At 47.6% G+C, this 26,141-nt stretch carries 20 protein-coding genes; 2 read left to right on the top strand and 18 right to left on the bottom strand.

What is annotated here, in order from left to right; all coding sequences use genetic code 11:
* Positions 1-47: 47 nt before the first annotated feature.
* The 7 genes from DIJ65_RS00385 to DIJ65_RS00355 form a co-directional block, all read right to left on the bottom strand.
* Positions 48-1,517, bottom strand: coding sequence for an alpha-amylase family glycosyl hydrolase (locus DIJ65_RS00385; protein WP_117299761.1), 1,470 nt, complete (start codon positions 1,515-1,517; stop codon positions 48-50).
* A gap of 363 nt (positions 1,518-1,880) precedes the next feature.
* Positions 1,881-2,255, bottom strand: coding sequence for a YisL family protein (locus DIJ65_RS00380; RefSeq protein ID WP_117299763.1), 375 nt, complete (start codon positions 2,253-2,255; stop codon positions 1,881-1,883).
* A gap of 69 nt (positions 2,256-2,324) precedes the next feature.
* Complete coding sequence (locus tag DIJ65_RS00375; protein ID WP_117299765.1) at positions 2,325-3,224, bottom strand: fumarylacetoacetate hydrolase family protein; 900 nt, start codon at positions 3,222-3,224, stop codon at positions 2,325-2,327.
* A gap of 43 nt (positions 3,225-3,267) precedes the next feature.
* Positions 3,268-4,446, bottom strand: a complete 1,179-nt coding sequence (locus DIJ65_RS00370) for a DUF418 domain-containing protein (protein ID WP_117299767.1) — start codon at positions 4,444-4,446, stop codon at positions 3,268-3,270.
* Positions 4,447-4,457: 11 nt separating this feature from the next.
* Positions 4,458-8,072 (bottom strand): helicase-exonuclease AddAB subunit AddA, encoded by a 3,615-nt coding sequence (gene addA / locus DIJ65_RS00365; RefSeq protein WP_117299768.1) that lies wholly within the window; start codon positions 8,070-8,072, stop codon positions 4,458-4,460.
* Positions 8,050-11,526: a helicase-exonuclease AddAB subunit AddB gene (gene addB / locus DIJ65_RS00360; RefSeq protein ID WP_117299770.1), complete on the bottom strand. Its 3,477-nt coding sequence runs from the start codon at positions 11,524-11,526 to the stop codon at positions 8,050-8,052. The genes addA and addB overlap by 23 nt, the downstream gene beginning before the upstream one ends.
* 75 nt (positions 11,527-11,601) lie before the next feature.
* Positions 11,602-12,231: a TVP38/TMEM64 family protein gene (locus DIJ65_RS00355; protein ID WP_185959455.1), complete on the bottom strand. Its 630-nt coding sequence runs from the start codon at positions 12,229-12,231 to the stop codon at positions 11,602-11,604.
* A gap of 386 nt (positions 12,232-12,617) precedes the next feature.
* Here DIJ65_RS00355 and DIJ65_RS00350 point away from each other — a divergent pair, with 386 nt between their 5' ends.
* Both DIJ65_RS00350 and DIJ65_RS00345 read left to right on the top strand, forming a co-directional pair.
* Positions 12,618-13,310 (top strand): AzlC family ABC transporter permease, encoded by a 693-nt coding sequence (locus tag DIJ65_RS00350; protein WP_117299772.1) that lies wholly within the window; start codon positions 12,618-12,620, stop codon positions 13,308-13,310.
* A complete protein-coding gene (locus DIJ65_RS00345) occupies positions 13,310-13,615 on the top strand; it encodes an AzlD domain-containing protein (protein ID WP_117299773.1) in 306 nt (101 codons plus the stop codon). The genes DIJ65_RS00350 and DIJ65_RS00345 overlap by 1 nt, the downstream gene beginning before the upstream one ends.
* Positions 13,616-13,629: 14 nt before the next feature.
* Here the strand turns inward: DIJ65_RS00345 and DIJ65_RS00340 are convergent, their stop codons facing one another.
* From DIJ65_RS00340 to secA, 11 genes are all read right to left on the bottom strand, one after another.
* On the bottom strand, positions 13,630-13,887 hold the full coding sequence (locus DIJ65_RS00340) for a CsbA family protein (RefSeq protein ID WP_117299775.1): 258 nt from the start codon (positions 13,885-13,887) through the stop codon (positions 13,630-13,632).
* A gap of 54 nt (positions 13,888-13,941) precedes the next feature.
* Positions 13,942-15,096 carry a PDZ domain-containing protein gene (locus DIJ65_RS00335; RefSeq protein ID WP_230321279.1) on the bottom strand — a complete coding sequence of 385 codons (1,155 nt, stop codon included), beginning with the start codon at positions 15,094-15,096 and terminating at the stop codon, positions 13,942-13,944.
* Positions 15,097-15,218: 122 nt separating this feature from the next.
* Positions 15,219-16,325 carry a trans-sulfuration enzyme family protein gene (locus DIJ65_RS00330; RefSeq protein ID WP_117299777.1) on the bottom strand — a complete coding sequence of 369 codons (1,107 nt, stop codon included), beginning with the start codon at positions 16,323-16,325 and terminating at the stop codon, positions 15,219-15,221.
* 12 nt (positions 16,326-16,337) lie between these two features.
* Entirely contained in the window at positions 16,338-16,913 is a 576-nt protein-coding gene (locus DIJ65_RS00325; RefSeq protein WP_117299779.1) for a peroxiredoxin family protein, read from the bottom strand.
* A gap of 126 nt (positions 16,914-17,039) precedes the next feature.
* The gene (locus DIJ65_RS00320) at positions 17,040-18,365 is read right to left on the bottom strand and encodes a murein hydrolase activator EnvC family protein (protein WP_117299781.1); all 1,326 of its coding nucleotides are present in this window, start codon (positions 18,363-18,365) and stop codon (positions 17,040-17,042) included.
* Positions 18,366-18,461: 96 nt separating this feature from the next.
* The gene (ftsX, locus tag DIJ65_RS00315) at positions 18,462-19,346 is read right to left on the bottom strand and encodes a permease-like cell division protein FtsX (protein ID WP_117299783.1); all 885 of its coding nucleotides are present in this window, start codon (positions 19,344-19,346) and stop codon (positions 18,462-18,464) included.
* Positions 19,336-20,022: a cell division ATP-binding protein FtsE gene (ftsE, locus tag DIJ65_RS00310; RefSeq protein ID WP_117299784.1), complete on the bottom strand. Its 687-nt coding sequence runs from the start codon at positions 20,020-20,022 to the stop codon at positions 19,336-19,338. The genes ftsX and ftsE overlap by 11 nt, the downstream gene beginning before the upstream one ends.
* Positions 20,023-20,298: 276 nt before the next feature.
* Positions 20,299-20,640, bottom strand: coding sequence for a cytochrome c551 (gene cccB, locus DIJ65_RS00305; protein ID WP_117299786.1), 342 nt, complete (start codon positions 20,638-20,640; stop codon positions 20,299-20,301).
* Between the two features lie 45 nt (positions 20,641-20,685).
* Entirely contained in the window at positions 20,686-21,558 is an 873-nt protein-coding gene (locus DIJ65_RS00300) for a YitT family protein (protein ID WP_117299788.1), read from the bottom strand.
* Between the two features lie 831 nt (positions 21,559-22,389).
* Positions 22,390-23,491, bottom strand: a protein-coding gene (gene prfB, locus DIJ65_RS00295; RefSeq protein WP_117299875.1) for a peptide chain release factor 2 whose coding sequence is annotated in 2 segments (ribosomal slippage) — positions 22,390-23,418 and positions 23,420-23,491 — 1,101 coding nt in all. Because the reading frame shifts where the segments join, the coding sequence is not laid out codon by codon here.
* A gap of 64 nt (positions 23,492-23,555) precedes the next feature.
* Positions 23,556-26,072 carry a preprotein translocase subunit SecA gene (secA, locus tag DIJ65_RS00290; RefSeq protein ID WP_117299791.1) on the bottom strand — a complete coding sequence of 839 codons (2,517 nt, stop codon included), beginning with the start codon at positions 26,070-26,072 and terminating at the stop codon, positions 23,556-23,558.
* Between the last annotated feature and the right edge of the window lie 69 nt (positions 26,073-26,141).

The raw sequence follows: 26,141 nt of genomic DNA, 5'->3' as shown, positions 1-26,141 counted from the left end.
TTTTTCTCCGGCGGTTCTTTTTGTTTTGTTGCATATTGTCCTGAAAGTTATTTTAAGTCTTCAGTTTCATTTGTAGATTTGGCTGCTTCATCCGCTTTCCGCTGACGCCCTTTTCTCCAAACTATCCAGAGGAAAAGCATAAAGACAACATACAGAACGATCAAAGCGGCTATATATGCTTTATTGAACCCGCGCTCATCAATCACATGAAAGGTCTCGCCAATTTCACGGTCCAATGTGATTTTATAACCGCCATCCGTTTCCTGGCGCACTACATCACTTTCGAACAGGCCTTGAAGCTGTTTATCACTGCCCACCACTTCGGCAGGCAAAGTGTAATTTCTGGTTCTGGACGAATTATTGATGGCAATGATCCAGGTCTCTTCGTCATTTGACCGCTTGTAGATCAGCCAGCCATCTTCTTCATGAATCACTTCCAGATCGCCCGTACGCAATGCCGCTGAGGAGTTGCGCAAGGTATTCAAATTCTTGATGTGATCAATCAATTCCTGCTCCACTGCCATATTCAATAATTGATGAGATTCGGGCAGCTGTTCTCCATTCATGGCGATTTCCGAACCATATTGAACGACTGGAATTCCAGGCATTGTCAATAGTTGGGTGAACAATAGACGCATGCGTGTCGGGGGAAAACCATTCACTTCAACTATATCGGAAGTCACCCGGGACCCGCGCAGAGAATCTGCCTGTATCAGCTTTCCTTCTGCATTTTCCATCAACTCGGGCAGGCCCGATGTATCCTGGTCGAAATTTTTATAGCTGTTCCGCAAAGTTTCTTCGACACCCGGAAGCACAACCGCGTCGAGTCCATCAACCGGCTCCATTTCCGCATCACTGATGAGGTAAATATCTCTTATTTCTTTGATGGCGTCTGAAAAGTCAGTGATGAAGCCCGGATCCAGCTTCTCTGTTTCCTGGAGCCTCAACCCATCGACTTCATATTGCTGGACAAAACCGCTGGCAAATTCGATCAACGCTGACTGTGCGTCAGGGTTTGAAGTATCCAATGCGAATGTACCGTCAGCATTTTCAGTAAACCAGTCTGGATGGTCATTTACCCAGAAATGCTGGCTGCTTAAGGATTGTGTTGGAATATCGATCATCAGTTTCATATCGTTGTCGTGAACTGTATCCAATAGATTATTGAAATCCTCTTGTGTCCCGTAATGCCTCTCCAATTGGCTGTAATCCATTACTTCCCTGCCGTCATATGTAGCACTTGCGAATACCGGTCCTATCGACAGCACCGTAAAGCCCATATCCTTAATGTGCATGATCTGATCGGCCAATCCAGCAAAATCCCCGCCGTTAAACTCTGCCGGATCTGTTGCAGTTACTTCATAATCATTTTCGATCTGCTTATTGAAGTACCGGTCAACCAGTACATCGTATATGCTTTCATCTTTCAACTCTTTCGCTTCTTCGGCTGATGCTGGAGCGCTCAGACTCAGCAGCAGCATGCCGCTCAAGATGCCGGAAATCCATTTAACTTTCAATCCTATGCCCTCCTTCAATGAGGTTTATTGCTTTCCACTCGGTCTATTTTAACAAACTCCCGACCCGCCTGCTATTTAAAATGAAGGAAATTTGCGATGCGGGCTGCGAGTTTCGTCTAAACTGTGAATGCAATAGAAAAGCGGCAGCGAAGAGATGGACCAAATGGAATTTGGTCCATCTCTTTGCGACGAAGCTAGCGCAGCGATGCAGGAGCAATAAGGGGTTAGACGGAGCAGCGAAGTGGCGGTTTTTGCCACGCAGCTGAGCCGGCTTATGACCCGTAGAGCTGGGCCGCTGGAGTCTGGACAAGGAAAAGAACAATAAAAAAGACGAGTGCCCAATGGACACCCGTTTTTCTGGTATTAAGCCAAGAAGTTGAAACCGATCGGCAATTTAAAGCCGTAGAACATTGTCGCCACCAGGAATACTGCAAACAGAATCCAGAACAAAGTGACTGACTTCTGCTTCTTGCCCCGTACCAATATCATTTCCATCATTCCAATGGTCAACAGGCCGAACAGGAACTTCAGTCCGTATTCCATTGCATCGAAAGAAGAATGAGCGATGAATAATGTCAAGCCGGTAATGATGACCAGGATGTAGAACAACCGCAGGGTCATGTGTACAATCTTGCGTCCCTTGCTTGCCGGGTCCATGAATGCCGCTGCCAAAAACAGCACAAGGGCAATGACCCAGGTCGTGATGTGCAAATGCGTAGTGTCAGTTAAAAAATCCAAATCGTCACCTCATTTAATATAGTTCTCCTATAGTCTACCATAACTTAATGCTGTGTCAGCAGTCATGGTCTATGACAAATGTGTGACGAGGGTTCCGATGGATTCGATTGAAATTTTGACCGTGTCGCCCGCTTTCAGGAATTTCGGTGGAGTAAATCCTTTTCCGACGCCTGCAGGTGTCCCCGTTAAAATGACATCACCCGGTTCAAGCGGCGTATATTTCGATATTTCCGAAATAATGTCATCCACTCGGCGGATCATATCTTTTGTATTGCCGTTTTGGCGGATTTCTTCATTCACTTTTGTAACAATCGACAGATTTTGCGATTGTGGAATTTCATCTTTCGTTACGATATAAGGGCCCATCGGACAGGATTTCACCAGACTTTTGCCAAGGAAATATTGCTGATGCTTGGATTGCAGGTCCCGTGCGGTCAGGTCATTGGCGATTGTATAACCAAAAACGTGGTCATAAGCCATCTGCTTCGGAATTGAACTGCCGCCTTTACCGATGACAATAGCAAGCTCCCCTTCGTAATCATAGGCCTCCGTCAAATTGCTGTGTACGGGAACTGTTTCATGGTCAGCCGCAATTGTTGCCGGGGATTTTGTAAATACAACGAGTTCGCCGGCGCCGTCTCCGCCCATTTCTTTGGCATGCTCAGAATAGTTCCTGCCGACGCCTAAAATATTTTTCGGTGTTCTTGGAACTGGTGCAAGCCACTCGATATCTGAAAAAGAATGCTTGAAATCAGCTGGATTATCCGAATTTGTTGCTGCATCCGCCAGTTTGCGGATTTGCTCCACGAATTCGACGCCCTGCGATATTCCTTCAATCAGCTGTGCCGGAAAAGACGGAAGAACTTCTAATTCACGTTGGATCTTCAAAACATCCCAAACGGCTTCTTCTTTTTTCACTTTCGGTCCGAATGCTTCTTTTCCTTCATAACGAAATGATAACAGCTTCATTTTATTAAACACTCCTTTTCTTTGGTTCCATTAATTATACACATTAATAATTCGATTTGTTTGTTTTTTTGAAATTTAATCCATAAGTAAGCTTTCTCCAAATCATTTCCAGTGGACCCTGGCTGAATTTCGACAGCCAGATTTCGGCAAAAATCAATTGGACAGCAAAAATGCCAAGTCCAAGCAGGGTGCCCGTCAAAAGGTTGACCTGCCCGTAAAGCCCTAAGCCATACGAATAAAATATCGTTGTCGCTATCAGGGATTGGGTGATATAGATAGTCAAGGACATTCTTCCGGCTTTAACCAGCGGACGCAGAAGCAGGGGCACAGAACCGTGCCGGGTGATTAAAGCAATAATCGCAGCATAAGCGACTGCCAGCAGAGGTCCTCCGAAAATGTCCTGCAGAAAGGTTATGGCGATATTGGGTTCGATAATATATGGCATAAGTTTCAGCAGCAGGCCCAGTGCAAATCCGCCCACCGCCAGCCCGATCCACAACTTCTTCAATTCATCGGCACGTTCTATCAGCCGCCATTTGGCAGCTGCTGCACCGATCATGGTGAAGGGTAGAATGGTAACGGTAAGCACAATGTAATTAAGCGCATTATTGCCATACATCCAGTCATCAAAACGCTGCCGGAAAATTTCAGCAAATGTGCCGCCTCCGTATGCAGCAATGGAGTCCTGGACTTCCTGGATTCCTGTATAGAAGCTTGAATCCGCTGCCACTGCTGCGAACAGGATCATCAGCAATAACGCTTGCGGAATTGCATAAATAAGCAATCCCAGACGCAGCAGCCATTTGGACTCAAGGCGCATCATGCCGATCAGCAAAAAACCCATAATCGCATAAGTGATCAGGATGTCCCCGAACCAGATAAGAAACGCGTGAAGGATACCAAACACGAGCAGCACTGCCAGCCTTTTTACAGCCATTGGGGCAAAAGATTTGTTGCGTGCCTCCGCTCTTAGAAATTGGATGCCCAAACCATAACCAAACAGCATGGCGAATAAAGGATAAAAGCTTGCCTGAATGAAAATATCAAGAAACGCGAATGTCGCCTGATCTCCCGGTCCATCAAACCATGTATACGGATCTATATAGGAAAACGGGGAATGGAAGGCCAGCATATTAATGAGAAGGATGCCGAGTAATGCAAAGCCCCTCATAATATCGATCGATTCCACCCGTTCATCCAATGACACCGGTTCTAATCTCACTCCAATTCCCCCTAAAGTCTGATCTCTTTTTCTGCCGCAAACAGATACAGCAGTTTTTCTTTGATCGGCACCCGCATAATGGCTTCCACTGCCTCTGTATAGACAGCCAATTGAACTTCGTAGCGGGATGCCATTTCTGACTGAATGTTGCTGATTCCGTAAAGACTGTCTGTTTTGTAATCCAAAAGTACCCATCCGTCAGCTTCTTCGAACAGGCAATCGACGATTCCCTGGATGATTTGGTGATCCCCATCCGCATCTTCTTTGGCGTATGTGAAAGGGACTTCCCTTTTAATCTGCTTTGCATTCATAAGCCGGCTGAATAGATCACTCGAATAGAATGCTGCTATTTCAAGAACGTTTATAGCGTGTCCTTCTTCTGAAGATAAAATTTCCATTCCGATCAGCGTTTCAATCTGTTCTTCGATATCTGCCGCTGTCAATTTCCTGTCCAGCGGAATATGCTGCATAAGCGAGTGCACGGCGGTCCCGATATCGGAAGCAGCCAGCCGTTTCTCCTGCATGAAATCCGGTCGGTCGTGCAGCGTCCTTTTCGAAGGAGCGACGCTTTGGATAAACGATTCCGGTTCATCCAGCCGCTGCAGCATCTGCAGGCGTTTCATCTCCGAAACCGATTGTTTCGACCGTTTTTCAACGGATTGCTGATGCGGGTACTGAAAATCGAATCTGTTTTTTACTTCTTGTTCAATTTCTTCAATATTCCCCTGTCCTGCTGCCAACTCCTCAAGTACGAGCGGCGTCGGCAGGAGCGACTGGCTCTCGATCAATTCAACATGGAATCGTGAACGATGAGGCAGCAGCATTCCGGACCGGTTCATCAACTCTTCCGCATCCGGGTGCCGTGCAATCGCAGGCCCTATCCAGTCCAAATAGCCTTTGGCGCGGGAGCGGACAAAATCCGGCAGACGGACGTCTGGTGCCGCCGTCTTCCATCGTTCAAACAGCGCTTCCGGGTCTTTGACAGAAGCCGTAAGGTACAGCCGCTCCTTGGCACGGGTCATTGCCACGTAAAGGACCCGCATCTCTTCCGCTTTCATTTGCAGTTGCTTTCGTTCTTTTACTGCCAGAAACGGCAGTGAAGTGTATTCGACCCGCGAATCCGGATTGACCGCTTTAACGGCCAGCCCGAAGTCCTGGTCGAACATATAGGATTTGCGAAAATCCATTTCATTGAAAGAGCGCCCTGTCCCAGCGAAAAAGACGACCGGAAATTCGAGACCCTTCGATTTATGGACTGTCATCAGACGGACGACGTTTTCTTTTTCACTGAGCGATCTCGCCGTGCCCAGGTCGTCCCCCCGTTCCCGCATACGGTCGATGAACCGCAGAAACCGGAACAAGCCGCGAAACGACGTCTTCTCGTATTCCAACGCCCTGTCATGCAGCGCGCGCAGATTGGCCTGCCGTTGCTTGCCGTTCGACATCGAACCGACCATTTCATAATAATTCGTATCGAGATAAACCTGCCAGATCAATTCTGCCAGAGAGCCGCGTCGGGCAAGGTTGCGCCAATCTTCCAGCTGCAGCATAAAACGCTGCAGTTTTTCCGCAGCATTCGGATCGATTCCCGTGCCGCCCCGGATAAATGTTTTCACTGCATCATAGAAAGTCGATTGCGGAGCTGCCAGTCGGATTTCTGCCAGTTCATTTTCCCGTAAGCCGATGAAGGGTGCACGCAACACGGAAACAAGCGGCACATCCTGATATGGATTGTCGATGACGCGCAGCGTGTTCATCATGATCATCACTTCCAGCGCATCGAAATAGCCGCCCGCAAGTTCCGTATACAGCGGGATGCCGGCCATTTTAAATTCATCATCGAAATCCCCCGACCAGGTCATCGAGCGCATCAGCACAACAATATCCCTGTATTCAAGCGGCCGCTTTTCGCTGGTCCATGGATCGTGCACATAGGTGTCCTGTTCCATCAATTCATGGATTTTCTGTGCAATAAACCTGGCTTCCCATTGGGATTTCGCCAGATCCTCCTGCTCCACCTGTTGTTCTTCTTCCGTTTCCGGCTCATGGATCAGCACAAGTTCGATGGGTGTCTCCTTGTCCGGATACGGGGCTTTGTGTTTCAGAGCTGCGGCTTCATCGTAGTCGATTTCGCCGACCCGGGAACCCATTACCTGAGAAAATATGTAATTTGTTCCATCCAGAATTTCCTTGCGGCTTCTGAAATTGGCGTTCAGGTCTATGCTCATGCCCGTGCCTTCCGCCTGTTTTGTAAATCGGCCATATTTCCCCAGAAACAGCATCGGCTCCGCCAGCCGGAACCGATAGATGGATTGTTTTACATCTCCCACCATGAACAGATTGCCGTCGGTTTCCCCGCCTGACTTGACGAGGCTCAAAATCGTTTCCTGCAGCATGTTCGTATCCTGGTATTCATCCACCAGAATTTCTTTGAAGCGGCTGCGGTATTCATGCGCGATGGCCGAGGGCTCCCCGTCTTCGCTCAGGATTTCCAGCGCGTAATGTTCCAGATCCGAAAAGTCCACGAGGGCCTTGTCCACTTTCAGCGCCTTGTACTGCCCGGCAAAACGATTGGTCAACTCGACCAACGTCTCCATCAATGGCGCCATTTCTCGCATTTCATCCAATAATCTGGACGGTTTGCGTGTGAAATAGGATTCCGTGATGCCGTTGACGATCTTTTTGGTTTCATTGCGCAATGCTTTCGCTTCATCTGCCAAAACCGGATCGCACGAGTCTTTCTTGACGCTTCCGGCTTTTGGCCAGAAGAATTTCTGCAGCAATTCATAAGCACTGTTCCACGAATGGTCAAGTGCGGCTATCGCCGACTGGATCAACTCCGCGTCCATTTGGAAAGTATCGTCCAAAATTGCCGGTCCGTCCGGCTGCTGGGCAATGTCTCTACCGTCCAGCGTCAGCTGCACCGCTTCTTCAAAGGCATGGCGGATTGTCATTTTTAAATCGCCGATAAATGGCAAATCATCGATCGTCATTTCCGCAGGTACATTATAAAGGGAAGGAACTTGCTGCAACCAGTGCTCCGGATTCGGGTGGACACGCGAATAATCGTATAATTTGCTGACCAGCACCTCCATCGCCTGATCGCTGCGGTCAGAAGTAAAGCTGTCGGCGAGGCGATAGACCGCCTCGGCATGTTCTCCTTCATAGGCGGTTTCCAGCACGGCTTCGAGCACATCGTCCCGGAGCAGCGCCGCTTCGGTCTCGCCGGCAATCCGGAAGCCCGGATCGATTTCAATTAGGTAAGCGTATTGTTTCACTACGGACAGGCAGAATGAATGCAATGTGGAAATCTGGGCTTTGTTGATCAGCCGCAATTGCTGCCTCAAATGTTTTGATTCCGGATTTAGGGCTACCGCCTTTTCCAACGCTTTTGCCATACGGTGACGCATTTCGGCAGCGGAAGCATTGGTGAAAGTCACAACCAGCAGCTCATCAACCGAAACGGGATCCTTTTCATCGAGCACCTTTTCAATCATGCGGTTTACCAGGACAGCCGTCTTGCCGGAACCGGCTGCCGCCGAGACCAGCATATCCTGTCCTTTTGCCCATATCGCCAGCCACTGTTCATCGGTCCAGGTAACGTTATTCGGTTTTATCGGGATCATGGTCGCCAGTCTCCTTTCGAATCAGTTCAACAGCTTTATCTGATGTCAATGACGGCAATTTGCGGTAAGTCTGTTCCGGATCTGACGGATCGAACTGGCATACCGATCGGTAGGAACAGAATTGGCAAGGCGTATCCTCTTTCACTTTATAAGGAGTGATGGAAGTGACGCCATCCAAAATGCCATTTCCCGCATCCTGATGCTTATTCCGCACAAAGCGCCGGATGATGTTCATATCATCTTTGCTTACGGTTCGTGATTGGGATTTAGAAATACTGCCGTTTTTATTCATGCGTACCGGGATGATGTTCGAAAAGCCATCAATATTATTGTCCATCGCCTGGATGACTTCCTCATCTTCCACGACCAGCCCATTCATCTTGAACGAACGGGCCATTTCCTCTTCCACTTCTTCCGCGGTCATCAGCTTGGTCGATTTCAGCATCGGATTGTGCATGTGGAAATAAAGCACACCGGCCGGCTCCGCCGGTTCCCCCAGCCATCGTTCTGAATGGGTCAGCGCAACATCGAGGTAAGTGAAAGTCTGCAGGGCGATGCCGTGGTAGACTTCTCCGAGATCCAGTCCCTGTTTGGATGATTTATAATCCACCACCCGGATATAGGGCTTGCCATTGATATCCGTGGCATCAATGCGGTCAATCCGGCCGCGTATATTCATCCTGCGGCCTCTGTTCAACGGAATATCCAGCGGCGGAATCGTTTCTTTCGTGCCGAAACCCACTTCAAGGGCAACCGGAGAAAACCCGGTGTATTTTGCATGTTTGCTGAGCATAAAGGCTGTCTGTCTGATGATTGCTTCCAGCTTATGCTGTATATAACGGTAACGATGCGAACTGATCAGAATATGGTTGACGAAATAAGGAGACAATTGCTCCATCGCCTGCTTTGCCAGTTCACGGCATTCTTTATCCGTCAATGAAGACCAGGAAACGTCCAGCCTGTTGACTTCATCCGAAATCCACTTGATGGCGGCGTGGAAAAGATCTCCCATTGCAGGCGGCGCCAATTTGTATTGGCTCCGCTCTTCAAGCCGGAGGCCATAGGCGGCAAAATGGGCATATGGACATCCATAGAATGTTTCAACCCTCGAGACGCTTGATGAAATGGGTGAACCGTATAAAGGTTCAGCAATTTCTTCGCGAAGGGAATCGGCAATGTTCGGCTTCGCCGGTTCCAGAATTCTTTCCACCACCGAAGACCATAACGGATCATCCTGGTAGTAGGCGAGGACTGCCTGCCATTCAGGCGTCAGCGAGCCGCTGCGGATCTGGGAAGACAGATAAGCCAGCGCTGCCCGGGGATGCGAGATATAACTTAAATGATCGGGATGTTTGAGCTCTTCGGGATCCACCACTGCCGGTGTCAGCTCTGTACCGAGCATATCGATGAATTTCTGGATATACATCGACGGCAATAATGCTTTCCCTTCTTCATCGGCAATCGGATACGACACCGTCAAATAGTCCGACGCCGCTGTAAAGGCACGATAGGCCATAAAGGTTTCGTCCATCAGCCGCGTCTTCGTGCTCGGGGCAAGTTCGAACCCGATTTTTGCGAACCATTCCCGGTCCGTGTCGGTCAACAAGCCTTCCTGTTCGATTCTCTTCGGCAGCACACCGTCATTTGTTCCGATCACGAAAACGGATTTAATGTCCATCAATCTTGCCAAATCGATCGTCGAAACCGTGATTTCATCGAGTGACGGGGGAATTCGTGAGAACTCCAGCGTTTCAAATCCTTCATCAAGAATTTTGACTGCAGCAGCCAGGTCAAGCTCCTTGTCACCGAACATCAGCACAAATTGATCCAGCACGCCGATCCATTGCTTCCATGCCTGTTCGTGTTCCGCTGCAGCAAGCAGCCTGTGCTCTGCTTCTTCCCGCTCTTTCAAGTCGAGGATTTTATCATACACGCCCATTTCTTCAACGAACAGGAACAGGATTTCGGCGACTTCCCTTCCTGTCGAGCAGTTTTCAAGCTTTTCCTTCAACACCGAAAGTGGTTCGCGCACCAAATCCCGCACTGCATGAAGTTCCATTTGCGTTGCTTTCTCTTCATCTGTCTGGATGCCGGTATGGAATTCAAGGCCCCGGTATTTTTTATAGAACCAGCGTTTTTCATCAAACCAGCGTTCCCCGTAAATACCGTTCGCGATGACGAAATTCTCCAGAACGTCGCTGCGCTCGCGCCATTTCCCAACACTGCCCTGCGGGAAAAATAAATCGGTTTTGATCGCGCGGAAAACCGGTTCGTAAGAATAATTCGATCCAACCGCTTCCAGAACAGACCTGCAGAATTCAATCAGCGGATGATGGAGCATCGATTTCTTTTCGCTGATAAAATAAGGCAGCTCATATTGAGGGAAAATTGTATTGATCAATTCATCATAGACTTCAGGCTGCCGGTAGAGAATGGCAATCTCTTTATAGCGCAGGCCGTTTTTTACCTGTTCCCGGATAGAACGGGCCACGGCATGCACTTCCGCTCTGCGATTCGCGGCTTCCACCAGTTTCACATTCCCGTTCGACTCCATTTTCTGCACTGGATAATCATCAAAGTGTTGCTCGATATGTTCGAGTTCGGGGTTTGTAAACCTTTGAGGCAAAGGCATATGCACCGCATTCTCCACTTGCAGCCCCTCTTTTTTCGCCTGGTCCACGAGACGGCGGGCCGTATTGGCGGATTGGAAAAACAGCGCCTGTTCGTCGTTGGCATTTGCCGCACCGTCCATCGGCAGAGCAATGGTTACGGATTTTGCGTGCCGCATCAACTCAAATATGATTTCGTACTCCCGTGCCGTAAATGTCACAAAGCCATCGATATAAATATCGGAAGTCTTGACCTGCTCGGAAAAGCGGATTTTCTCCGACAATAAAGCCAGATGTCCTTCCGAATCGACAAACACCGTCCCCAGCCGACTTTCAATTTCCGCGAGAATCAATTCCAGATCAGCAGCTTTATCCAGCAAGGTACGCGGCGCACCCGCTTCAGCCAGTGATGATCGGATTCCGCCCAGTTCCCCGCAGTCCACACAATAGCGGGAAAACTCTTTGATCAGTTGTTCAATCTGATCTGTGAACCCTCGTTTCCCGGCAGCCCGGCGAAACAACTGAAAATCTTCCTTATGTTCTTCCAGCAGGCTCCGGATCAGCATACGGTAGCCGAAACTGTCCACTTCCTTGCGGCTGATCCCGCCCGCTTCCTGCAAAACCCGCCAGGCCAGCCGTTTAAAAGTGACTGCCTGAGCACGGATCATCCCTTTCATGCCATCAGCTGAAGACAGCCGATATTCCGTTGAAAAAGACATTTGGTCGGGAACAATAAAAAATATAGGATCTCCATCTGCCTGCCCTTGCAAAGTCTCAACGATTTCATCCAGTATATATCGGGTTTTTCCAGAGCCGGCGCGTCCGTAAACAATTCTTAATGACATGTGAACACCCTTCCGTAAAGAACGTTTGTTCTTATTTTACATCAACCAAAAAGATTCAACCAGTTTCCGCCCTTTTTATTCATTGTCAGAGCGCCGCTCGGCAGCGGCTCTGCGGAAATCTTCTTCCACTTTCTTGTTCATTCGTTTTTCAATAATTTTTCCTACTATATAAAGAAGGACGATGATACATACCACGATAACCGTCCGTACAGGATTAGTGATCAATGCGCGGAAATCATAACCAACATATGTAATTGTAAAAACCATCACCGCTTTGCCTGCAATCAATGTCCACAGATAATAACGTTTGCCGATATTGGAAAGCCCTGCAACCAGGTTCACCAGAGCTGAAGGGGTAAAGGGAAAGCAGAGCAGCAAAAACAACGGACCGAAACCATTTCTCTCCACCCAATGGATTAATTTCTCGACTTTATGATGCTTGGTCATGAAATTCAAAAATTTTGCACGGCCGTATTTGCGGATAACCAGAAATACTACATACGATCCGGCGACTGTCCCCCCCCATGACAATAGAAAGCCGAAAAGCAGTCCGTATGCCCCCGCATTGGCAAACACAAAGACAAAAAGCGGCAGAAAGGGAAGAAACGCTTCTATAAAAGGAAGCAGGAAGCCAATAAAAGGCCCGATGGATCGATACGATTCATAAATTGCCGTGATATTCTCCATTGAAAAGAAATCCACCATAAACTCATTCCTTCTGCTCAAAGATTTTTCATTAATGGATTCATATAAGTTGAACTAATAAACTATAGTAGGCGACATTCCGCAAAACAGCTCCGCTTTCCTGGGGGCTCGTGCTGAACTAACTCGGGCTCATCGCCCGAGTGGATTTCAGCACTTCGCTCGGTCCCCTGGGAGTCTTCGCTGTTTTGCTCCATATCTCTAGAGATTTCTCTCAGCGCCGGCGCGCCTCCGGACTGGGCGAAGCGCCGAAGCGATCTATAAAGTATAACTCTTTAGTTAAACTTATATATAATCGGATTATTTATGTGATATGCTATTATAACTACTTTACACTCTTTACCCGTTTTTGGAAAAGAGAATTACTTTTTACATAAGGAGAGAAAAAGATGGCGCAACGCGGATTTTCTGCCGGGCTGAAAGCCGGAGTCAGTATTGCCATTGGGTACTTCCCAGTTGCTCTGACATTCGGGCTGTTGGCCAAGACGACCGGACTGTCGCTCTTGGAAGCCACCGCCATGAGCATTTTCGTCTTTGCCGGTGCAGCCCAATACATATCGCTGTCTCTGATTACAGCCGGAGTCGCTCCCGCAGTGATCATTTTAAACACTTTCATCGTCAACATCCGCCATTTCCTTATGACGGCTTCGCTGAATGAAAAGATGCAGCCGGATGCGCGCTGGAAAAAGGCACTGTACGCGTTCGGCATCACCGATGAATCCTTTTCTGTCCTGGCCATTCAGAAGGAAGACAATGTACGCACCTCTTTTGCAGCCGGTGTCATCATGATTTCCTATGGCAGCTGGGTCGTTTTCACAGCGCTTGGGCACCTGATCGGGGCCAACCTCCCTGCGTTTCTGCAAGCCGCCATGTCGATTGCGCTATATGCCATGTTCGTCGGCCTTCTTGTCCCATCCATGCGCGGCAATCGAAAAGTTCTGAGTTTGGCGGCAATCGCAGCAGTATTAAATTCATTCTTCTTTTTCACTGAGTTGCTGTCAACAGGATGGGCGATTTTGGTTTCCACCCTGGCATCCGCTGTCATCATTGAACTGATTTCTTCGAAAGGGGGACGCTCCTGATGGGTTCCTGGATCTGGTGGACGATTCTCGGTATGGCAATCGTCACGTACATACCGCGCGCCATTCCGCTGACTTTTCTTGAAGGCAGGGAACTTCCGCCTTCCATTCAAAATATCTTGCGCAATATTCCCTTTGCAGTTCTTGGCGCTTTGATTTTCCCGGCGATTTTTTTCATCCAGGAAAATATCTGGTTCGGCGTCATCGGTGCAGCGGCCGCTTTCGGCATCGCTCTTACGGGAGCCAACGTCATGGTTGTCGTCCTTGGTTCCATTACAGTATTAGCTGTTTACAGTCTGTTCATGTAAATAAATAAAAGCCGTCATTCATCTTCATGAATGTCGGCTTTTTTGCTGCGTTTGTACATATTGGTTGCGTACCAGAAACCCGCAGTCAGCGACGCGGCATTGATGATATATAAAAACCAGGTGTTCGTGTAGCCCGCATAAACAGCCGCCGCTATAAGCGCGACGGTTAGAATAAGAGCGACAATATGATTAAACGTCACTCTGGTAAACAGGATAACGAGAAGGCCCGGAACCAGCAACGATAGGAAAAATTTCGTAATCATCGATTCCATGGAATCATCTCCTCCGGTTCAATCTTTCGAATAAATTCCAGGATGGCATTTCCATCAGACAACGATGAGGCCCAGCCGGTAATGATCATGTCTGAAAATCACATGCTGTCTGAGGCGCATTTCCTTGTTGTGATCAATTACTTCAAGTCGGCAATGAGCGGCGTTCACTTGGATTGCTTCATAAAGTTCAGCCTCATTCGTAACAGTCAGACCGTTTACTTTGCGGATGACTTCGCCGCGCAATAAGCCCATTTTATGAGCAGGTGAGTTCGCAAGGACATCGACGATCATTACACCGGTTGTTTGAGGAGCCACTGCATGGTTGCCTTTGTTTTCCTGGATTGAAGTCACAATGGCAATTGATGCTCTGCCAATTACACCGGCCAGCAGGGCGGCCAATGCCATCGGTTCCCATACGTAAGAGAACAGAGCCAGAATGATGACGGCAATTCCAAGCATCCATACCTTTTTGCCGAGCCAGGGATACAAGTGGAGCGGCAAGGTTTTTCTTGCACGGCTCTGAAAACCGATTACTGCGGGGAACAGCATAAATGAAAACCTGCTGTCGCCGATTGGAAACTGGGGCCAATAGGGCAGATAGCTGTCCAGTAAATCACCGGGCACCACCAACAGCAACGGAATCAGCCACAAGCGTTTCGCTCGATAGAAAATTGCCGTCCCTCCGCGGGAAGTTTTTTGTGTTCTCGGCGATGAGGCTTCTGCACCGTGGCGGCTGATCAATTGACCTTCCAGAAACACCATTGCCCCGGCAATCAATGCGACAGGCAACAGCCAATTCCAGGCAATCGGATAACCGGAGTAGTCGAATATGCCGAATGGGATCGTCCAGCCATAATAATTGAGCAGCCAGCCCAAAAAGGCGGCGGCCGCAGTCAGATAGATGAACGAAGCCAATTGGTAGACGCCCGACAGCAATACAATTGTGCTGACTAAGGTTAATGCGACAAGCCATTCCAATGGAACCGCCAAACCGAGTGCGGAAAACAGAACGGAATAGAGCAATGCATACAGAATTCCATCTTTCAGTAAATCGCCGAATTCCCGGCCGCCCCAGACAATTCGTGTGCGAAATTGCTTTCTTTCCTTTTTGACCCTGAAATAACCAAGTATAATTGCTGCAAGCAACGCTATGTATAAAAGTGGATTGATAAAAAATCTACCTATGTCCAGTAAAGCTTCCATGACCATTCTTGTTCACCATCCATTCACCGGCTATTGACGTTATCTTCCATTGTACCAAAAAACCCCTGCATACTGTACTTCTTTTTGAGCCAGACTATGCAGGGAGCCATTTGTTTTAAAACCGGCCGTTATTTAAAGGCGGCGGCAAGCTGGTCCAGAATATCCTGGGTGCCTTCTATGCCGGCGGATAGACGGACAATGCGCCGCGTCACGCCAATCTTTTCTTTTTCCTCCTCGGACAATGCGCGATGGGAAGTTCCATATGGATACGATACAGTCGTTTCGACTCCAGCAAGCGTCGGCACTATTTTTATCCAGCCCAATGACGAGAAAAATGCCGATACTTCAATGCTCTCAGGCACTTCGAAGCTGACAATCGCACCTTTACCGGGATGCCAAACTTTGGTTTTTGGTCGCAAAAAATCAGCAATCGCCTGCGCGTTTTCCGTTTGGGCCTTCATGCGAAGAGCCAAAGTTTTTATTCCGCGGATCGTCAGCCATGCTTCAAAGGGGCTGAGATTCAAGCCCATATTGACAATGCGCTTTTCAGCCAACGCAACCAGATTTGCATCGCCCACCAATACCCCGGCTGTCACATCACTGTGTCCGCCAAGATATTTCGTTGCACTGTGGGCAACGAGATCTGCGCCATGTTCAAATGGTTTCGTCGTATACGGCGTTGCAAACGTATTGTCGATCATGACTTTGACTCCGTAATGCTTTTTCAGTTGGCTGAGGGTTTCGACGTCTTCCTCCCGCAGGAAAGGATTGGTTATCGATTCACTGAACAGAAGCTGCACTTCCGGATAATCGATTAGAATCTGTTCAATGGCACTGATGTCAGAGAAATCCACAAAGTGGACCTGTATGCCCATCAGCAAAAGTTCTTGTTTCAATAGAAGGAAGGTGCCTCCATAAACATCTTCGGCGGCCAGGATATGGTCTCCGCTTTTTACAACCGACAGGATGCCCGCCAGGATTGCCGAAGTCCCGGATGATGCGGAAACTCCCTGTGGTGCCCCTTCCAGCTCTGCAACCGTCCGGCCCAAAGCATCGGTGTTCGGATTCGCAGTGCGTGAATAGAGATATGTACCGTTGCCCTCATAATAGCCTTCCAATTCCTCCAATGAAGAAAAGGCAAAAGCCGATGTCTGATAAATCGGCATCACCTTCGGCTGTATTGTCCGCTCCTCCATCTGAGCTGTGTGAACTGATTTCGTTTCAATAGTTTCCATACCCCAAACCTCCTATTCCATATTTGCAATAAAGTCTTCCATCATTTGTTCGTTCATGGGGCCGACAATCTTATTCTGTACGCGGCCTTCTGTATCAATCATATAGGAAGTCGGAATCGATGCTGCCTGATAAAGTTCACCAACTTTTCCTTCAGTGTCCATCGGGATCGGGAAAGTCAGGCTGAATTCATCTACAAAAGCATTGATTTCATCCATTCCCTTATCAGCTGTTGTCAGATTGACTGCCAAAATTTCAACATTGCTCCCCGCAGCCTGTTCTTCGTAATATTTTTGCATGTCCGGCATTTCGGCACGGCAAGGCGGGCACCATGTTGCCCAAAAGTTTAAAATGACTTTTTTTCCTTTATAATCCGACAACTTCACCGCTTCCCCGTCGAGTGTGGTCAAATCGAAGTCGGGTGCTTTTTCCCCTTTGGCCAGCCCTTCATCTGTCGGCAGGAATTCGACATCACTGCCTTCATTCAAACGGTCAGTTGACTGTTTCTCTTCAACGTTTCTCTGAACGATTCCTACTGCCAGCAGGATTATCAATACACCCACCAGCAATAAACCCGCCATTTTTTTCATAAAGATTTTCACTCCATTCGGATTTCATCATACGACAAATAGCACTCTATATGCTACTGTTCCAACCGTAAAAATAAAAAATTCCGCAAAAAAAACCGGCATCTGTGTCGATGCCGGTCCATAATTTTATCCGCCGATGTAATTGATTGGGTTAACCGCATTTGAACGTGAGCCATTCCAGGCTCCGATATGGATTTCGAAATGGAGATGCGAACCGGTTGAACGGCCCGTGCTGCCCATTCCACCGATACGTTGGCCTTGTGATACGGCCTGTCCTGTTGAAACACCGATCGAACTAAGGTGAGCATATACCGTTGTGTATGCCTGGCCGTTGATCGAATGGGTAATCATGATTACATTGCCGTAAGAGCCCATAACTCCTGCATAAGAAACGTAGCCTGAAGCGGAAGCGTTGATTGCTGTTCCGACACTGTTTGCGATATCGATTCCGGAATGAACTTCATAGCCCGCGCCGATATCACGTCCACCATAGTTTGACGACAAACGGCCGGCTGCCGGACGGATGAAACCTGAACTGTTCATTACTACAGGTGCACTGTATGCCGTAACGGAAGAGCTTGCCGATTTTTTGCTTGCAGCCGCTTTTTGGGCTGCAGCTCTTTCAGCCGCTTCTTTCCGTTTGCGTTCTTCCTCGGCTTTCTTAGCGAGTTCTGCTAAACGTGCCTGCTCGTTTGCAATTTTCTTGGCAAGAGAGTTGCTGAGGCCGATTGCCTCGGCATGTTCTTCTTCCAATGCTGATTTTTCTTCAGCAAGACGTTTTTGTTCTGCATCCAGATCCGCTTTCAAACCTGCCTGCTCTTTTTTCTGTCCATCTAATGAAGCTTTCAGACTTTCCAATTCTGCCTGGCGTTTTTCCTGCGCAGCCAATTTGTCTTCAATTTCGGCTTTTTTCTCGGCAAGAAGTTTTTTGTCTTCTGCCTGTTCGCGCATGATATCACGATCAGCTTCAATCAGCATATTTACCGCTGAAAAACGGTCGATGAAATCAACAAAGCTGTTGGCACCGAGCAGCACGTCAATGTAATCGACAGAACCGCCGCTCAGCTGGATTGCACGTGCACGTTCCTTAAGCAATTCTTCGCGTTCAGCGATTTTAATCTCAAGGTCTTCGATTGAAGCTTTCAATTCGTCGATTTCTGTTTTGGTTTGGTCAATTTCACCCTGCACCACATTCATCTGATCCTGTGTTTCAGTGATTTTATCTTCCAGCTCATTGATTTTTGCTACAATCTTTTCTAGTGTAGATTGATTTTTGCTGATTTCATTCGCTTTTTCATTAATATTCGAATTCAATTCGCTCTTTTTTCTTTCAGCTTCCTGCTGTTCCTTTTTCAGGTCGCTCAAACTATTTGCGCTTACCGATGGCATGACCATCGTTAAAGCCAATATTAGTGAAACAACAGACAACATCCATTTCGACTTCGAGTTCAAGTTCGTTTTCCCCTTTCGGCTTTACGTTCTCTATCTATCTGTCTTTTATCTCTCTACGACTTTTTTGTAATTTTTATTTTTGTGTAGATTTTACTATCAAACACGCAGGAATTTTCGGATTGACATGAAGCTTCCCCATACGCCGATGAAGACACCCATCAGGAGGATCAACGCGCTTACCTGGTAGATGAATGGTGCAAAGTCCAGCAGCTGGATCATTTCACCGCTCAGTTTCGGCTCTGCAAATTCGGTGATGTTGTAGTAAAGCGCGACCACTAGGCCAATTGGAATGATTGAACCAAGTAAACCAAGCCACATTCCCTCAAGGATGAACGGAATTCGGACGAACCAGTTTGTCGCTCCAACCAGTTTCATGATTTCGATTTCATGGCGTCTCGCAACAATTGTGATGCGGATCGTGTTTGAAATCAGGAACATTGCGGTAAACAGTAGGGCAAGGATTAAAACGAGGCCTACATTGCGGCCCGTGTTCAGGAATGTGAACAGCTTCTCGATTTTGCCTTCACCGTATTTCACTTCTTCAATGCCTTCGAGCTGGGAAATTTCTTTGGCAACATTTTCTGTTTGCTGCGGCTCAGTCGCTTTTACATAGAAAACATCCAATAATGGATTGCTTTGCTCAAACAAACTGAACTCATCCCCGAAGTCTAATACCAAATCCTGTAATTCGGCTTCTTTTGTCGAATAAACGACCGATTCGACACCGGTCATGCCCTTAATGGCAGTTTCCATTTGGGTTACGGTGGCTTCATCCGCTTCCAATGATACGAAAGATTTAATTTCGACGTCATTTTCCAGGTCTTCTGCGACTTTGTTCAAGTTCATCATGATCAGTACGAATACTCCCACCAGGAGCAAAGTTACAGTGACCGCACTGACAGAGGCAAATGTCATCCAGCCGTTTCGTCCAAGACTTTTAAGGCTTTCACGGAAATGGCGTGCTAAAGTTCTAGCCTTCATATCCGTAGTCACCTCCAACTTCGTCACGGGCAATGAGTCCGCCTTCTATTGCGATGACACGATGTCTCATCGTATTAACGATTTCCCGGTTATGGGTTGCCATCAGAATTGTTGTTCCGCTTGCGTTGATACGTTCGAAAAGGTTCATGATATCCCATGAAGTTTCCGGGTCCAGATTACCGGTCGGCTCATCTGCAATCACCACTTTCGGTGTGTTGACGATTGAACGGGCAACTGAAATCCGCTGCTGTTCTCCACCGGATAGTTCTCTCGGGAACATCCGCGCTTTGTGTTTCAATCCCACCAGATCAAGTACCTCAAGTACCCGTTTGCGGATTGCTTCCGGTTTTTCCTCTATTACTTCCAGAGCAAATGCCACATTCTCATAGACATTCAATCTCGGCAGCAACTTGAAATCCTGGAACACCACGCCGATTTGGCGGCGAAGCAATGGGACGTTCTTTCTTTTGATCTTTGCAAGATCCATTCCGTTGACAAGCATTTGGCCGGAAGTCGGATTTTCTTCCCGATACATCATTTTGATGAAAGTCGATTTACCGGCTCCACTAGGCCCAACGATATAGACAAACTCGCCTTGTTTTATCTCGACATTCATGCCATTGAGAGCAACGATGCCGTTTGGATATTTTTTATAGACATTCTTCATTTGTATCATTTAATAACCACCTATATAAATTGTATTTCACAAAAACATTAAGGGTCTTAAAAATCCAGCAAACCCATTGTAGCACTTTTAAAACCCATTTTATATTACATTTCTGTATCAATTGAAGTCCGGTTTTGCAACATTCCGTAAGTAATTAGATATACATTTGTAAATATTAAACTTCTTTTTACCTATGTAATATAGATTCATTTTTAATAAAACGCTATATTTTAATATAATTTTCACATATAAAAAAACCGGCTTTTCAGCCGGTTTTCCTCGTTGTTATTGCTGCTCTGATAACCAGGCGGCAACTGCTTCCGCTTCTTCACCTTCAATGATTCCGGCAGGCATAGTACCTTGCCCTTCCTGAATGACAGTCAGAATTTCCTCTTCCGATAACCGTGATCCCACATCGTTCAGAGCAGGAAAGTTCCCTTGCCCTTCCAGGTTTTCACCGTGGCAGGAAATGCAGTTTTGATTCACAACCTGTTCTGCGTCAACCGACGTTTCTTCCGGTGTCTCTTCGGGCATTTCTTCTAAGGGTTCGGTGGTGGTGTCGTCGCCTCCGCACGCTCCAAGAATCAGGGTGGTACCGAACAATAAGGCCATCAAGCTCTTTTTCATAATGTTTCCTCCTTTAGTTAATCCATTACTAGGAGTATACCTGAGCTACGCCCTTTTGAAACCTTCACCCAAAACTTCTGACGCATCAGAAACAATGATAAAGGCCGCAGGATCAATATTTTTGACCACCTGCTTCAATTTGGTGAACTCGGTCTGATGGACAACTACCATAAGAAGCGGCCGCTCTGAGTCAGTGTATCCTCCCGTAGCTGTCAGTTTTGTGACACCGCGGTCGACTTCCTCGTAAATGGCATCGCGAATTTCCATTTGTTTCGTTGTAATAATGTAGAGAAGTTTCGACCTTCCGAAACCGACCTGGACCAAATCGATCGTTTTCGATGTGACATAGAGACCGATTAACGCATAAAGCCCTCTTTCGATATCAAAGACAACTGCCGCAGCGATGACAATCATTCCATCGATCAGTGCAATGCTTGTCCCAAGAGTCAGCCCGGTAAACTTCGTAATGATCTGAGCGGCCAGATCCGTACCTCCCGTAGAGGCTCTGCCCCGGAACACGATTCCCAAACCAAGGCCGACCAAAATGCCGCCGAATAATGAGCCCAGCAGCGGATTCATTGTCCACGCTTCCCAATCTTCCGTCAGATAAACTACCAAAGGAAGGAAAATGGTTCCAACAGCAGATTTCAAACCAAAGTTCTTGCCGAGAAGAATTACTCCTGCGATGAACAATGGAATATTAAACGCCCATTGCACAAATGCCGGCTTCCATTCGAAAAGCCCGAACAGGATAGTACTGATTCCGCTGACACCGCCCGACGCCACTGCATTCGGCAAGAGGAACACGTTAAAAGAAATTGCCACCAGTATTGAACCGATGATGACGTATATGTAATCCATGAATTCTGTTAAAAACGGATGCGCTTCTTTTCGATTGCGCTGATTTTTCTTACCCATAAAAGTGCATTTCCTCTTTCCTGTACTGGATTCTTTTTTTGTATCATATGTATAAGCCCTGTCAGAGTATACCAAAACAGCCGTGTCTTGTGAACTTCATCATGATGAAGCAAAAAAATCCCGCAGACACTTGGTCTGCGGGATTTCCAGCTTGTTGAGAAAGAAATGTAAAAATCGATATTGCGCAAAACAGCTTCGCTTGCCAAAACCCGTGCTCCTGCATCGCTGCGCTAGCTTCGTCGCCAAGAGCCGGCCTTGCAGGCTACGGCCAACTCTTGGCTCGAGCTGAGCTAACTCGGACTCGTTGCACTTCGTCCGAGTGGATCTCAGCACTTCGTCGGCATCCGCCTGCTCCCCTGGGCGTCTTCGCTGTTTTGCTCCATATCTCAGAATGCCTTCTATATGAGGATTATCCTTATAAGTTTATTTAAAAAGGAGACAACCCGATTCTAAATATAACTAGAATGAAGCGTCAGACGGTGACTCCTGCGGGAACTAGAGCGAGTCCTGAGACCCCGCAGGTAGCGAAGCGGACGAGGAGGCTCAGGCCGCTCCCCGCGGAAAGCTTCCGTCTAAAGCGTAATGATTGGAAAAGTTGACAGTTTCTCGACAGCCTGAAAATCCCGCAGACACTTGGTCTGCGGGATTTCTTACTTATTGTCCAGACTCCAACGGCCCAGCTCTTCGGGTCATAAGCCAACTCAGTGTCTAGTCTCCAGTGCCTAGCTCTTCGGGATATAAGTCAAATCAGCTGCGTCGCAAAGAGATGTCCCAAATTCCATTTGGTCCATCTCTTCCCTTTCAGAGCTAAGCGGGTGCCGTCGCTTTTCTCTATTGCATTTTCGAACGCAACAGGGAATTGATGAAGCCATCGATGTCACCATCCATGACGGCCTGGAGATTACCGGTTTCATAATTCGTGCGGTGATCTTTTACCATTGAATATGGGTGGAATACGTAAGAGCGGATCTGGCTTCCCCAGCCGATTTCTTTTTGTTCTCCACGAATTTCAAGAAGCTGCGCTTGCTGCTCCTCGATTTTCAATGCGTAAAGTTTCGCTTTCAGCATTTGCATCGCTTTTTCGCGGTTTTTGATCTGGGAACGTTCCTGCTGGCATGTTACGACCGAACCAGTCGGAAGGTGGGTAATCCGGACAGCTGAATCGGTCGTATTGATATGCTGGCCGCCGGCGCCGCTTGCCCGGTACGTATCGACCTTCAAATCTTCAGTCCGGATATCAATTTCAATCTCTCCAGTGAATTCCGGCATGACTTCGCAGGAAACAAACGAAGTATGGCGCCTTCCTGAAGAATCGAATGGTGAAATACGGACAAGGCGGTGAACCCCTTTTTCCGCTTTCAGATAACCATATGCATTATGGCCTTTAATGCCGAGTGTGACTGATTTAACGCCAGCCTCTTCACCCGCAAGGTAATCGAGTGTCTCCACTTTAAATCCGCGCTTCTCAGCCCAACGTGTATACATCCGCAGAAGCATTTGACACCAGTCCTGAGATTCTGTACCACCGGCTCCAGGATGCAGTTCAAGGATGGCGTTGTTTTTATCATATGGTTCGCTCAACAGCATCTGAAGCTCGTAATCGGCTAGTTTCGCTTTATACTCCTTGAGTTCCTCGCTCAGATCTTCATGCAATTCTTCATCCGATTCTTCGCGCAACAGTTCAAGTGTCATTTCCATATTTTCCTGGGAGTCCACGAAACCGTGATACGTATTGACAACTTCTTTCAGGATATTCAATTCTGAAATTACTTCCTGCGCTTCTTCCTGGTTGTTCCAGAAATCAGGATCGATCATCATTTCATCCAATTCCTGGATCCTGGCCTCTTTGTTTTCTAAGTCAAAGAGACCCCCTGAAGTCCGCAAGCTTTGCGGAAGATTTGTCGAGCTCGTTTCGAATATCTGCTAATTCCATCATTAATGTTTCCTCCTCAAAATAACACCGAAGAGCTGAAAGCTCTTCGGCATTTGGGTGCTTCTTATGCAGTTGCACCGTGGCAATTCTTGAATTTTTTTCCACTGCCGCATGGACATGGATCATTCCGTCCGATAGTGGAATCGTTGCGGACCGGCTCTTTTTTCTTCTTAACCGTTTCGCCGCCTTCTTTAGGGTTTACGGCCTGGCCTTTGGCAACTTCCTCGCGCTGCAGGTTATTGCGGATTTCCGCTTTCATTGCATATTTCGAAACATCGTCTTCAATGGCTTCGACCATTGCTTCAAACATCGCAAATCCTTCGTGCTGGTATTCGCGCAATGGATCGTTCTGGCCATAGGCACGTAAATGGATACCCTGGCGCAGCTGATCCATTGCATCGATGTGATCGATCCACTTGGTATCAATCGAACGAAGCAGAACGACTTTTTCGAATTCGCGCATGCGATCCGGTGTCATTTCAACTTCTTTCTCATCATAGCGCTTCACGACTTCCGCTCTGATGAAATCGATTATTTCTTCCTGCGTTTTATTCTGCAGATCCGCTTCAGTCACTGCATCTTCAGGCAAGAGATTGGCTGAAAGCACATCAGCCAATGATTTCAAATGCCAGTTTTCCGGCTTTTCATCGGTTGTATGTGAATAAACCATGCGGTTAACTGCGCTGTCAATCATATTTTCAACCAATCCGCGCATATTCTCAGTTTCAAGAACTTCCATACGCTCTTTGTAGATGATTTCGCGCTGTTGGCGAAGGACATCATCATATTGAAGCAAACGTTTCCGTGCATCGAAGTTATTGCCCTCCACACGTTTTTGCGCAGATTCGACAGAACGGGTCACCATACGGGACTGTAAGGGCTGAGAATCGTCCATGCCCAGTTTGCCCATCATATTGCGCATTGCATCAGAACCGAAACGGCGCATTAAATCATCTTCCAGAGACAGGTAGAACTGTGTGACACCCGGATCTCCCTGACGGCCTGAACGGCCACGGAGCTGATTATCGATGCGGCGTGATTCATGGCGTTCGGTACCGAGTACAGCAAGTCCGCCGGCATCCACGACGCCTTCACCGAGTTTGATATCCGTACCGCGTCCGGCCATGTTCGTCGCAATTGTAACTGCGCCTTTCTGGCCGGCGTTCAGAATGATTTCCGCTTCATGTGCATGATTTTTTGCGTTCAATACCGAGTGCCGAATGCCTTTTTTCGTCAAGTAACTGGAAATGATTTCTGAGGTTTCGATTGCCACAGTTCCCACCAGCACCGGCTGGCCGTTTTTATGGCGTTCTGCGATATCTTCGCCAACCGCCTGATACTTCCCGGCAGTGGTTGCGTAAATCAGGTCGACCCGGTCATCGCGGACGATTGGTTTATTCGTTGGAATTGCAATGACGTTCATATTGTAAATATTGCGGAATTCTTCTTCCTCGGTTTTGGCTGTACCGGTCATGCCTGATAATTTATCATACATACGAAAGAAGTTCTGGAAGGTGATCGTGGCCATCGTCATTGATTCATTTTGAACTTCCAGGCCTTCTTTCGCTTCAATCGCCTGGTGCAGTCCGTCAGAATAACGGCGTCCTTTCATCAAACGGCCGGTAAACTGGTCGACAATGACCACTTCGCCGTCCTGGACCACATAATCGACGTCATTGTGCATCGTAATATGCGCTTTCAATGATTGGTTGACGGCATGGTTCAGGCGCACATGATTGATATCGAATAAATTTTCGATGTTGAACGCCTTTTCAACTTTTTCGATGCCTTCTTCTGTCAATACGACGCCTTTTGTCGTTTCATCGTATGTGTAATCAGTATCCTTGCCCAGCATGCGAGTAAACGCATTTGCCTGCATATAAAGCTGAGCCGATTTGGCGGCCTGGCCGGAAATGATCAACGGCGTTCTCGCTTCATCGATCAAAATGGAGTCGACTTCATCGATAACCGCGAAATTCAGTGGGCGCTGTACCATATCTTCCTTATACAGCACCATATTATCGCGCAGATAATCGAAGCCCAATTCATTGTTCGTGCTGTACGTGATATCAGCCATATAAGCCTGGTGCTTTTCTTCCTTCGTCATGTTGTTTGTGTTCAAACCGACGGTCATGCCAAGCCACGTATAGAGCTTGCCCATTTCTTCCGCATCGCGGCTTGCCAAATATTCATTGACTGTGACAACGTGTGCGCCTTTTTTGCTGATGGCATTCAGATAAATAGCCATTGTCGAAGTCAGGGTTTTACCTTCACCTGTTTTCATCTCGGCGATATTACCTTCATGCAAAGCCGCGGCCCCCATGAGCTGAACCCGGAACGGATACAGTCCGAGCACTCGTTTTGAAGCTTCTCTCACAGTTGCAAAAGCTTCCGGCAATAACTCATCAAGCGTCTCACCTTTGGCATGGCGGTTGGTGAACTCTTCCGTTCTCGCTTTTAATGCGTCGTCGGAAAGTGCTGCATAATCGGACGCAAGAACTTCCACTGTATCAGCAATTTTTTCAAGTCTTTTTAAATCCCTTTTGTTTGGGTCGAATACTTTGTTCAATACTCCTAACATTTATACCGCTCCTTGCACAGAGTCCGGTTCTGCTAAGCCACCGGATCACTATTGCTGTTATTTATGTGT

The sequence above is a fragment of the Planococcus salinarum genome (assembly GCF_007004625.1).
Classification (GTDB): domain Bacteria; phylum Bacillota; class Bacilli; order Bacillales_A; family Planococcaceae; genus Planococcus; species Planococcus salinarum.
The sequence above is the reverse complement of the archived record's forward strand: the minus strand, read 5'-3'. Positions and strand labels throughout refer to the sequence as shown.

Bases quoted from the DNA above. Each gene is read 5' to 3' on its own strand.
- DIJ65_RS00335 (WP_230321279.1), bottom strand. From the start codon at position 15,096: ATGGTCATGGAAGCTTTACTGGACATAGGTAGATTTTTTATCAATCCA.
- DIJ65_RS00350 (WP_117299772.1), top strand. From the start codon at position 12,618: ATGGCGCAACGCGGATTTTCTGCCGGGCTGAAAGCCGGAGTCAGTATT.
- DIJ65_RS00325 (WP_117299779.1), bottom strand. From the start codon at position 16,913: ATGAAAAAAATGGCGGGTTTATTGCTGGTGGGTGTATTGATAATCCTG.
- addB (WP_117299770.1), bottom strand. From the start codon at position 11,526: ATGTCATTAAGAATTGTTTACGGACGCGCCGGCTCTGGAAAAACCCGA.
- DIJ65_RS00355 (WP_185959455.1), bottom strand. From the start codon at position 12,231: ATGGTGGATTTCTTTTCAATGGAGAATATCACGGCAATTTATGAATCG.
- DIJ65_RS00340 (WP_117299775.1), bottom strand. From the start codon at position 13,887: ATGGAATCGATGATTACGAAATTTTTCCTATCGTTGCTGGTTCCGGGC.
- secA (WP_117299791.1), bottom strand. From the start codon at position 26,072: ATGTTAGGAGTATTGAACAAAGTATTCGACCCAAACAAAAGGGATTTA.
- DIJ65_RS00300 (WP_117299788.1), bottom strand. From the start codon at position 21,558: ATGGGTAAGAAAAATCAGCGCAATCGAAAAGAAGCGCATCCGTTTTTA.
- ftsE (WP_117299784.1), bottom strand. From the start codon at position 20,022: ATGATACAAATGAAGAATGTCTATAAAAAATATCCAAACGGCATCGTT.
- DIJ65_RS00375 (WP_117299765.1), bottom strand. From the start codon at position 3,224: ATGAAGCTGTTATCATTTCGTTATGAAGGAAAAGAAGCATTCGGACCG.
- cccB (WP_117299786.1), bottom strand. From the start codon at position 20,640: ATGAAAAAGAGCTTGATGGCCTTATTGTTCGGTACCACCCTGATTCTT.
- ftsX (WP_117299783.1), bottom strand. From the start codon at position 19,346: ATGAAGGCTAGAACTTTAGCACGCCATTTCCGTGAAAGCCTTAAAAGT.
- DIJ65_RS00345 (WP_117299773.1), top strand. From the start codon at position 13,310: ATGGGTTCCTGGATCTGGTGGACGATTCTCGGTATGGCAATCGTCACG.
- DIJ65_RS00330 (WP_117299777.1), bottom strand. From the start codon at position 16,325: ATGGAAACTATTGAAACGAAATCAGTTCACACAGCTCAGATGGAGGAG.
- addA (WP_117299768.1), bottom strand. From the start codon at position 8,072: ATGATCCCGATAAAACCGAATAACGTTACCTGGACCGATGAACAGTGG.